This window comes from Xenorhabdus sp. KK7.4, from assembly GCF_963876465.1.
Classification (GTDB): domain Bacteria; phylum Pseudomonadota; class Gammaproteobacteria; order Enterobacterales; family Enterobacteriaceae; genus Xenorhabdus; species Xenorhabdus stockiae.
Window position 1 is genome coordinate 135,452 of record NZ_CAWNQF010000100.1, and the last position, 11,355, is coordinate 146,806.

The 11,355-nt window shown below is 45.9% G+C and carries 7 protein-coding genes; 6 read left to right on the forward strand and 1 reads right to left on the reverse strand.

What is annotated here, in order from left to right:
* The first annotated feature begins 72 nt into the window (after positions 1–72).
* The 4 genes from dnaA to gyrB are packed head-to-tail and all read left to right on the forward strand — an operon-like array spanning position 73 to position 6,181.
* Positions 73–1,461, forward strand: a complete 1,389-nt coding sequence (gene dnaA, locus AACS90_RS17860; protein WP_099110102.1) for a chromosomal replication initiator protein DnaA — start codon at positions 73–75, stop codon at positions 1,459–1,461.
* A 4-nt stretch (positions 1,462–1,465) separates the two neighbouring features.
* Positions 1,466–2,566, forward strand: a complete 1,101-nt coding sequence (dnaN, locus tag AACS90_RS17865; RefSeq protein WP_099120995.1) for a DNA polymerase III subunit beta — start codon at positions 1,466–1,468, stop codon at positions 2,564–2,566.
* 30 nt (positions 2,567–2,596) lie between these two features.
* On the forward strand, positions 2,597–3,727 hold the full coding sequence (recF, locus tag AACS90_RS17870) for a DNA replication/repair protein RecF (protein ID WP_099120996.1): 1,131 nt from the start codon (positions 2,597–2,599) through the stop codon (positions 3,725–3,727).
* A gap of 39 nt (positions 3,728–3,766) precedes the next feature.
* Positions 3,767–6,181: a DNA topoisomerase (ATP-hydrolyzing) subunit B gene (gene gyrB / locus AACS90_RS17875; protein ID WP_099120998.1), complete on the forward strand. Its 2,415-nt coding sequence runs from the start codon at positions 3,767–3,769 to the stop codon at positions 6,179–6,181.
* 467 nt (positions 6,182–6,648) lie between these two features.
* On the opposite strand, the gene asd is transcribed toward gyrB, so the two are convergent.
* Entirely contained in the window at positions 6,649–7,755 is a 1,107-nt protein-coding gene (gene asd, locus AACS90_RS17880; RefSeq protein WP_099120999.1) for an aspartate-semialdehyde dehydrogenase, read from the reverse strand.
* Between the two features lie 531 nt (positions 7,756–8,286).
* Here asd and AACS90_RS17885 point away from each other — a divergent pair.
* Together AACS90_RS17885 and AACS90_RS17890 are read left to right on the forward strand one after the other, a co-directional pair.
* Complete coding sequence (locus AACS90_RS17885; protein WP_099121001.1) at positions 8,287–8,922, forward strand: OB-fold-containig protein; 636 nt, start codon at positions 8,287–8,289, stop codon at positions 8,920–8,922.
* 186 nt (positions 8,923–9,108) lie between these two features.
* A complete protein-coding gene (locus AACS90_RS17890) occupies positions 9,109–11,331 on the forward strand; it encodes a flotillin family protein (RefSeq protein ID WP_099121075.1) in 2,223 nt (740 codons plus the stop codon).
* Positions 11,332–11,355: the final 24 nt, after the last annotated feature.

Here is an 11,355-nt window from a genome sequence, read left to right on the forward strand (position 1 = left end):
ATGCCTTGTGCCCAGTATAACGTATCTATTATTCCAGTTTCTTTTATTGGTCTTGTTTTAGGGGAGTTCGCCGTGTCACTTTCGCTTTGGCAGCAATGTCTTGCCCGATTGCAGGATGAGTTACCTGCCACAGAATTCAGTATGTGGATACGACCCCTTCAGGCAGAACTAAGTGATAACACTTTGGCTCTTTATGCACCCAACCGCTTCGTGCTGGATTGGGTCAGAGAGAAATATATAAATAATATCAATTTGTTATTAAATGATTTCTGTGGTCCTGAAGTACCGTTACTGCGTTTTGAAGTAGGTAATAAGCCTGTTTCAGCAAGCCAGTCTACATCTCAGAAAATCATTGCTGATATGCCGGTGGTTGCTGCTCCATCCAGTTTATCTGTACGCCCTAGCTGGGATAATGCAAAAGCGCAGCCTGAGTTATCTTATCGTTCGAATGTTAATCCAAAGCATACATTCGATAACTTTGTCGAAGGTAAATCCAACCAACTCGCCAGAGCCGCTGCCAGGCAAGTTGCCGATAATCCGGGCGGAGCTTATAACCCTCTGTTCCTGTATGGCGGCACTGGTTTAGGTAAAACCCACCTTTTACATGCTGTCGGTAACAGCATCATGGCACGCAAAGCCAATGCAAAAGTGGTATACATGCATTCTGAACGGTTTGTTCAGGATATGGTTAAAGCTTTGCAGAACAATGCGATAGAAGAATTTAAACGCTATTATCGCTCAGTAGATGCCCTGCTTATCGATGATATTCAATTTTTCGCTAATAAAGAGCGATCCCAAGAAGAATTCTTTCATACGTTCAATGCCCTGCTGGAAGGTAATCAACAGATTATTCTGACATCAGATCGCTATCCGAAAGAGATTAATGGCGTTGAAGATCGGTTAAAATCCCGTTTTGGCTGGGGTCTGACCGTTGCCATAGAACCACCGGAGCTGGAAACCCGTGTTGCGATTCTGATGAAAAAAGCAGACGAAAACCAGATTCAGTTGCCGGGAGAAGTGGCCTTCTTTATAGCTAAACGCCTGCGATCCAACGTTCGTGAACTCGAAGGCGCTTTGAATCGGGTTATCGCCAATGCTAATTTTACTGGTCGGGCGATTACTATTGATTTTGTACGCGAAGCATTACGTGACTTATTGGCTCTACAGGAAAAACTGGTAACGATTGATAATATTCAGAAAACGGTTGCTGAATATTACAAAATCAAAGTTGCCGATCTGCTTTCCAAGCGCCGTTCACGCTCCGTTGCCCGTCCAAGACAGATGGCAATGGCGCTGGCAAAAGAGCTGACAAACCACAGCTTGCCTGAAATCGGGGATGCCTTTGGTGGTCGTGACCATACTACGGTACTTCACGCATGTCGTAAAATCGAACAGCTACGTGAAGAGAGTCATGATATCAAAGAAGATTTTTCTAACTTAATCAGAACATTGTCTTCCTAGCGCTATGAAATTTATCATTGAACGTGAGCAATTATTAAAACCCCTGCAACAGGTCAGCAGCCCATTAGGTGGCCGCCCTACCCTGCCTATTTTAGGTAATTTATTGTTGCAGGTGACAGAAGGCTCCCTGTTACTGACAGGTACAGATTTAGAAATGGAAATGAAGGCTCGGGTGACTCTCACTCAGCCACATGAACAGGGTGCAACCACCATTCCCGCGCGTAAATTCTTTGATATCTGGCGCGGGTTGCCTGACGGTGCCGAAATCAGCGTTGAGCTGGATGGTGACCGCATTCTGGTTCGATCCGGCCGTAGCCGCTTTTCGCTCTCTACTCTGCCTGCTTCCGATTTCCCCAATCTGGATGACTGGCAAAGTGAAGTTGAATTCTCACTTCCACAGGCAACACTGAAACGTCTGATTGAGTCTACTCAGTTCTCAATGGCGCATCAGGATGTTCGCTATTATCTGAACGGGATGCTGTTCGAAACCGAAGGGGAAGAACTGCGCACTGTTTCCACAGATGGTCACCGTCTGGCGGTCTGCTCCATGAATATCGGCCAGAGCCTGCCTTCGCATTCAGTGATTGTTCCACGTAAAGGCGTGATTGAATTGATGCGCTTACTGGATGGCGGAGATAACCCGCTTCAATTGCAAATCGGCAGCAACAATATCCGCGCCCACGTTGGTGACTTCATATTTACATCAAAACTGGTTGACGGGCGTTTTCCTGACTACCGCCGTGTCCTGCCGAAAAATCCGGATAAGACACTGATAGCAAACTGTGACACGCTTAAGCAGGCATTTTCACGGGCAGCGATTTTATCCAACGAAAAATTTCGCGGTGTCCGTATCTACCTGAGCGAAAATCAGCTCAGAATTACTGCCAATAACCCGGAGCAGGAAGAAGCAGAAGAGATTGTTGATGTCAGCTATCAGGGCACGGAAATGGAAATCGGCTTTAATGTCAGCTACGTACTGGATGTTCTCAATGCACTGAAATGCGAGCAGGTAAGTTTGCTGCTGACGGATGCCACATCCAGTGTAAAAATAGAGAATTCAGCCAGCCAGGCCGCGACGTATGTCGTGATGCCGATGCGCCTGTAAATAATACGCCTGTATATTAACTCATTGAACATGATTCTCTCGCGTTTATTGATCCGCGATTTTCGTAATATCGCCAATGCCGACCTGCCATTGGCGACGGGCTTCAATTTTCTGGTCGGGCCGAATGGCAGCGGAAAAACGAGCGTACTGGAATCCATTTACACATTAGGTCACGGGCGCGCTTTTCGCAGTATTCAGGCGGGAAGAGTTATCCGCCATGATAGTGAAGAGTTTATTCTTCATGGAAGACTGGAACAGCAATCCCACGAGCGAACGTTATCAGTTGGGCTGAGCAAAAACCGTCAGGGTGACAGTAAAGTCAGAATAGATGGCAGTGATGGGCATAAAATTGCAGAGCTGGCGAAAATGCTGCCGATGCAGCTTATCACTCCGGAAGGTTTTACGTTGTTAAATGGCGGCCCGAAATATCGTCGCGCTTTTATCGACTGGGGTTGCTTTCATAATGAACCGCGTTTTTTTGCTGGCTGGGTCAATCTGAAAAGGTTGCTCAAACAACGGAATGCGGCATTACGGCAAGTCACCCGCTATAGCCAGATCCAGCATTGGGATCATGAGCTTGCGCCACTGGCAACTCAGATAAGCCAGTGGCGGGCTGAATATATTGCAGGTATTGCGGAAGATATTGAGAAAACCTGTAAACAGTTTTTACCTGAATTCACTCTCAATATCTCTTTTCAGCAGGGCTGGGACAAAGAGAGTGAATATGCAGAACTACTCGCGCGGCAATTTGAGCGCGATAAAGCATTAACCTATACCGCATCCGGCCCCCACAAGGCCGATCTGCGGATCAGGGCAGACGGCACATCTGTAGAGGATATGCTCTCTCGTGGTCAGCTTAAGTTACTGATGTGTGCTCTTAGGTTAGCGCAGGGTGAATATTTCACCCGACAGAGCGGGCAAAAATGCCTGTATCTGCTTGATGATTTTGCCTCTGAATTGGATGCCGGCCGTCGTAAGTTATTAGCCGAGCGTCTGAAATCTACGCAGGCTCAGGTGTTCGTCAGTGCAATTACACCCGAGCAGGTTGCAGACATGATTGACGTAAATAGCAGGATGTTTAGCGTAGAACATGGCAAAATATGCCCTATGGATTTCGAATTCAGCCAGCATAGTAAAGGTGATTCGAAAGACGAAGGGTAAGAGGTTCAACCACAGGATTAAGATAAGCGAGAAACGTTGATGTCGAATACATATGACTCCTCAAGTATCAAGGTATTAAAAGGGCTGGATGCTGTTCGTAAACGTCCAGGCATGTATATCGGCGATACCGATGATGGTACTGGCCTGCACCACATGGTCTTCGAGGTTGTTGACAACGCTATCGACGAAGCCCTCGCAGGTCATTGTGACAAAATAGTTGTTACTATCCATGCAGATAACTCTGTTTCTGTACAGGATGATGGCCGCGGTATTCCTACCGGCATACACGAAGAAGAAGGTGTTTCAGCAGCGGAAGTCATCATGACTGTGCTGCATGCGGGGGGTAAGTTCGATGACAACTCCTATAAAGTTTCCGGCGGTCTGCATGGCGTAGGGGTTTCTGTTGTTAACGCCTTATCTGAAAAACTGGAACTGACTATCCGTCGTGACGGCAAAGTGCACGAACAGACTTACCAGCATGGGGTTCCACAATCACCACTGAAAGTAGTCGGTGATACAGAACAAACGGGAACAACCGTGCGTTTCTGGCCTAGTATGGATACGTTCAAAATTAACACCGAGTTCGAATACGATATTCTGGCAAAACGTCTGCGCGAATTGTCATTCCTGAACTCCGGTGTTTCCATCCGTTTAGTTGATAAACGTACCAATGCTGAAGATCTCTTCCATTACGAAGGTGGAATCAAAGCATTTGTTGAATACCTGAGCCGCAATAAAAACCCGATTCACCAGAATGTCTTCTATTTCTCTACCGAAAAAGACGGTATCGGTGTTGAAATTTCCATGCAATGGAATGACGGTTTTCAGGAAAATATTTACTGCTTCACCAACAACATTCCTCAGCGCGATGGGGGAACTCACTTGGTGGGCTTCCGTACCGCGATGACCCGTACCCTCAACAGTTACATGGATAAAGAGGGTTACAACAAAAAATCCAAAGTCAGCGCGACCGGTGATGATGCCCGTGAAGGCCTGATTGCCGTTATCTCCGTTAAGGTTCCGGATCCGAAGTTCTCTTCCCAGACCAAAGACAAGCTGGTTTCCTCTGAAGTGAAAACCGCCGTTGAAACGCTGATGAATGAGAAGCTAGTGGAGTATCTGCTGGAAAACCCGAACGATGCCAAAACCGTTGTCGGCAAAATCATTGATGCAGCCCGTGCCCGTGAAGCAGCACGTAAAGCACGTGAAATGACCCGCCGTAAAGGTGCTCTGGATTTGGCAGGTCTGCCGGGCAAACTGGCTGACTGTCAGGAACGTGATCCGGCCCACTCTGAACTTTACTTAGTGGAGGGTGATTCTGCGGGTGGTTCTGCAAAACAGGGGCGTAACCGTAAGAATCAGGCAATCCTGCCACTGAAAGGTAAGATCCTGAACGTTGAAAAAGCGCGTTTTGACAAAATGCTCTCTTCACAGGAAGTAGCAACCCTGATTACCGCACTGGGCTGTGGTATCGGCCGTGATGAGTACAACCCGGACAAACTGCGTTATCACAGCATTATCATCATGACCGATGCCGATGTTGATGGTTCCCACATCCGTACTCTGTTGCTGACATTCTTCTATCGCCAGATGCCTGAGATCATTGAGCGTGGTTATGTCTATATTGCCCAGCCACCACTGTACAAAGTGAAGAAAGGCAAACAAGAACAATACATCAAAGATGATGATGCAATGGAAGCGTATCAGATGTCCATCGCACTGGATGGCGCATCACTGTATACCAATCCACATGCTCCGGCGCTGAAAGGTGAAGCACTGGAACAGCTGGTCACTGAATTCAATGCCGCGCAAAAAATCATCAAACGTATGGAGCGTTTGTATCCTCAGGCGTTACTGAGCAATCTGGTCTATCATCCGAAGCTGACAGAAGATACCTTAACCGATCAGACCAGAGTTGAAGAGTGGGTCAGTGCCCTGACTATTCGCCTGAATGATAAAGAGCAGCATGGCAGCACTTACAGCTATCAGATCCATGAAAACCGCGAACGTCAGGTTTATGAGCCGGTTCTGTGTATCCGTACCCACGGTGTTGATACCAACTACAATCTGGATTTCGATTTCATCCACGGTGGCGAATACCGTCGTATCAGCAAACTGGGTGAACTGATCAGTAATCTGATTGAAGAAGGTGCCTACATTGAACGTGGTGAGCGCCGTCAGCCTGTAAGCAGCTTTGAACAAGCGCTGGAGTGGCTGAGCAAAGAATCACGCCGTGGCCTTTCTATTCAGCGTTATAAAGGTCTGGGAGAAATGAACCCAGAACAGTTGTGGGAAACCACAATGAACCCGGAAACCCGCCGTATGATGCGTGTTACTGTGAAAGATGCCATTGCAACGGATCAACTGTTCACCACCCTGATGGGCGATGCGGTTGAACCTCGCCGTGCATTTATCGAAGAGAATGCGCTGAAAGCAGCGAATATTGATATTTAATATTCATCTATTAACCCAGATAACAACCGTTATCTGGGTTATATGGTATAAAAACCCCTACCAGTCTATTATTTCCAGTAAAATTAAAAAACATCAGAATAGATAAACACCTTCTCAATAAAAACAAAACTGATAATAATGGGTTTTATTTATCCACTATAAAATGAAATCATAATGGATGAAGCAATTTAAGCATTCATTGATAATTATGATATTAATTAATATTCTTCCAATTTTTATTTTTGGAAGATTTGTATTTAGTAGTCACCGCCAATATTATCATTCATCGATTCTATTGACGGGTTACTCCAATTATCACATTGGCTATACACTTCGTCTTTCAAGTTGCCTCTTTGTTGGCTAAGCTCGCTCACCCTAGTCACATAGTTATCTATGCTCCCGGGGATGAACTCCCTTGCCGCCGCGACGCATCTTGAAATTCGTTGTGTATAATAATCAAATCACTTCTACAACAAAATACGCAACATACGGCGAAGTGGCTCCGCCGCTCCCCACAATAGCTGATCACCAACCGTAAAGGCTGACAGATATTCAGGCCCCATATTCAGCTTACGCAAACGTCCCACAGGTGTATTCAAAGTCCCTGTCACCGCAGCCGGTGTTAATTCACGCATTGTTAGTTCTCGATCATTCGGAATCACGCGAACCCACTCATTATGGGAAGCCAGCAGCGTTTCAATTTCGTGGATCGGGATATCTCGTTTCAGTTTCAGGGTAAATGACTGACTATGGCAGCGCAATGCGCCAACGCGGACACACAGACCATCAACCGGAATAACATTGTTACCTGTGTTCAGGATCTTGTTGGTTTCCGCCTGCCCTTTCCACTCTTCGCGGCTCTGGCCATTTTCCAGCTGCTTATCAATCCACGGGATCAAACTTCCCGCCAGCGGAACACCAAATTGATCTGTCGGCAACGTGCCACTGCGGGTAAAGTCTGTGACACGCTTTTCAATATCCAAAATAGCAGAAGCCGGATTTTGAAGTTCATCCGCAACCTGATTGTGCAGCATGCCCATTTGCGTCAATAGTTCGCGCATATGACGAGCACCACCGCCGGAAGCAGCCTGATAAGTTGAAACTGATGCCCACTCAATCAAGTTATTAGCAAACAAACCACCCAGTGACATCAACATCAGGCTGACGGTACAGTTACCACCAACAAACGTTTTAATGCCATTATTCAGGCTGTCCTGAATGTGCTGATGGTTAACAGGATCAAGGATAATGACAGCATCATCATTCATACGCAGTGCAGAAGCTGCATCAATCCAATACCCTTGCCAGCCCGTTGCTCTCAGTTTAGGGTAAATGTTATTGGTATAATCTCCCCCCTGACAGCTGATAATAATATCCAGTGCTTTGAGTGCTTCAATATCAGAAGCATCCTGCAATACACCTGATTTACCTGTAAATTCCGGCGCTGCTTGCCCGTGTTGGGAAGTAGTAAAGAAGACGGGGTTAATCTCATTAAAATCCCCTTCTTCGATCATCCTCTGCATCAATACTGAACCAACCATGCCACGCCAGCCGATAAAACCTACATTTTTCATCATCTTTACCCTGTCTTAAAAAAGTCGTTGTCAGCACCCCTGACATCACTAAAGCTGACAAAATATGTGAAAAGGTGCAAGTAAATTTATGCACTACAGAGCTAACAACGTTGTGGTGTCAGCGCCCCATTTTTTCAGCTTATCTTAGTCCTTTCTCAGCTATACACTTCGTCTTTCAAGTTGCCTCTTTAGTTGGTTGCGACGCATCTTGAAATTCATTGTGTATCGTATAATTAGCCACAGAAAAATAATTAATTAACTTATAATTTATATTATGAATTATATCAAATGATATTCCGCTCTGAATTTATATCTTAAATACCCTTACACTTATTTTTATTTCCATACAGAATAACAACCAATCAAGAAAATAAATTATTTTATCCTTCATTATAAAAACATAAATAAACAACAATTTTCAATTATTGCATTAGGATTCAAAAAAACCATCTCTTCCTCTATTCAGTTATTTTGAAAACTGATTTAATTGAGTATTATTAAAAATTATTATCATCCAGAGATAGCATTCCAATGGAGCTTTTTTTACAAAACTGCTTAGCTTTCCCGGTGGTTATTTTCAGCGGGCTATTACTTATTGTTTTATTTTATTGGATTTGTGCTGCTTTTGGCTTATTAGACATTGATATTCTTAATATCGATGTAGATGGTTTCGATGCCTCTGATGCTTCTGTTCTGGCTGGATGGTTAACAAAACTTGGCCTGAGCGGAATTCCCGTCACCATTATTATCACTCTGATTACTCTGATCGGCTGGCCGCTGGGCTATTTCAGCGAACATTTAATGCTGCGTTTTATTGAAACTGATTTAATCCGTTACTTACTTGGTACAGTGGCGCTGTTTATCGTCGGTTTTATTGCCCTATTACTGACAACCATGCTCCTGCGCCCGTTACAACCGAAACTCGCCAAACTCAATCGTTCCAACAGTGTTGATAATTTAATCGGGAAAATCGCTGAAGTCCGCTCTCCCATTGTCACCGAACAACGGGGTGAAGCTCTGATGAATAACAATGGAGCCAGCCTTATCTTGCAGATTCGTGCACCAGAAAGTGATGGCATTGCCCGCGGGGATCGTGTCGTCCTTATTAGCTACGACGCCACAACGAACAGCTATACCGTCGTCAGTGAAGATGAATTCAGATTGTGACAACGTTCTTGCTACTAAACCCAGTACCGTAAATTTTGCTATCTGACATGCCTCACTCTACATTCCGGTCATGGATGAATAGCAGCTTAAGCTTAAACTGCAGGGGAAATGACGTTAACCCCGAACAGGTTTGCTCGACAATGTTTGCCCTAAAACAAAATGGAGAAACACATACACATGTCAGATATTAACTTGGCTGATTTCATGCCTTTCCTGATAATTATTGCGACAATTATTATCGTCATTCTGGGTTTCTTTGGGCTTTTCAAAGCGTTTTATATCAAAGTCCCACAGGGAACCGCCCTGATCGTTAACGATATGTCAGCTCAGCCCAAAGTGCATTTTACTGGTGCACTGGTCTATCCCGTTATTTATAAGAAAGAATTTATGCGCATCTCCCTGCTGACGCTGGAAGTAGATCGTCGGGGTAAAGATGGTCTGATCTGTAAAGATAACCTGCGTGCAGACATTACGGTTGCTTTCTATCTGCGCGTCAATGAAACCACTGAAGATGTTCTGAAAGTGGCAAAATCTATCGGTGTTGAGCGCGCATCTGACCATAATGCAGTCAATGCCCTGTTCAGCGCAAAATTCTCAGAAGCCCTGAAAACCGTTGGTAAACAATTCGAACTATCAAAACTGTTTGAAGACCGCCAGAATTTCCGCGACCGTATTGTTGATGTGATCGGCAAAGATTTAAATGGTTATGCGCTGGAAGACGTTGCCATCGATTATCTGGAACAAACGCCAAAAAACTCGCTGGATCCGAACAATATTTTCGATGCCGAAGGTATCCGTAAGATCACTGAAATCACAGCAATTCATAATATAGAAACCAACCAGAAAGAACGGGATCAGGAACTGGCTATCCAGAAGAAAAACGTGGAAACCCGCGAAGCCAGCCTTGCTTTAGAGCGCCAACAGGCTGATGCCGAAGCCCGCCAGAAACGTGAAATTGAAAGCATTCGTGCCCGTGAAACAGCCGAAACCCTGAAAGTCAAAGAAGAAGAGCGCCTGAAAGCAGAACAGGCCCGCATTCAAACCCAACAGGAAATTGAAATTCGCGAAGAGAACCGCCTACGTGAAGTGGAGGTGGCGCAACAAAACCGCGAACGGGCCGTGATCATTGAGATGGAAAAGGTCACTCGCGCACAGGAGCTGGAAATTGTCTCCCGCGAGCGTGAAGTCGAACTCCAGCGCATCGAAAAAGAGAAAGCACTGGAAGAAGAGCGCAAAAATATCTCCAACGTCATTCGTGAACGTGTCGCGGTAGAAAAAACCGTTGCGCAGGAAGAAGAGCGTATTAAAGAAGTGCGCATGGTTTCTGAGGCTGATCGCAAGAAACAAATCACCATTATTGATGCTCAGGCCAAAGCAGAGCAAGAGCTGGTTCGGCAGGTGAAACAGGCCGAAGCGGATGAGAACAGTGCAAAATATAAAGCACTGGAAATCAGCACCATGGCACAGGCAGAACTCGAAGCCGCCGCTAAACAGTCTGAAGCGAAAAAACGGATGGCTGAAGGTGTTGAAGCGGAAGAAGCGGCTCTGGGTCTGGCTGAAGCCCGTATTCGTCAGGCTAAAGCTGAAGCGGAAGAGAAAGAAGGTCTGGTGCAGGCCAATATCATTGCCGAGAAATTACTGGCAGAAGCTCGTGGTACACAGGAAAAAGGTCTGGCTGAAGCGCGGGTCATGGAAGCTCAGGCTGATGCCTCTGAAAAACAAGGGCTGGCAGAAGCCAAAGTTCTGGAAGAGAAACTGTCAGCTCAGGCCCGTGGTGACGAGCAACAAGCTCACGCCAAAGAGAAGCTGGGTCTGGTGGATGCCAAAGTACTGGAAGAAAAACTGACAGCACAGGCTCGCGGTGAAGGCCAGCTGGGTACAGCACAGGCTGAAGTTATCCGCCAGCGCCTGAAAGCAGAAGCTGATGGTCTGACCGATAAATTCACTGCTATGGGCAACCTTAACGATACTGCCCGTGATCACGAAGAGTTCCGTATGCGTCTTGAGAAAGACTTTGAGCAGGCGATGTCTGCCATTGCCGCCAATAAAGAGATCGCCAAGGAACAGGCAGAAGTGCTGGCAGCGGCGCTCAGCAAAACCAACATTGATATCGTGGGTGGCGACGGTAGTTTCTTCAATACCTTCTCCAAAGCGCTTACTGTCGGCAAAGCCATTAATGGCGTGGTGGACAAAAGTCCATTAGTCAAATCAGCCGTCGATAAGCTGCTGACTGGTAAAGGTGATAAGGGCATTGTAGAAAAATTTGTGGAAAAAGAAGTGGGGGAGAAGAAACTTGATTTCAACTCTCTGCTGCAAAATCCGGAAGTCCAGTCTCTGGTCAATATGTTCAGTGGCAGTCAAAAAGATCAGACGCCAAAAAGCCCGAATAAAGATAATTCCGAAGAGTAATCAGTCATACCCACCGCCACGGCA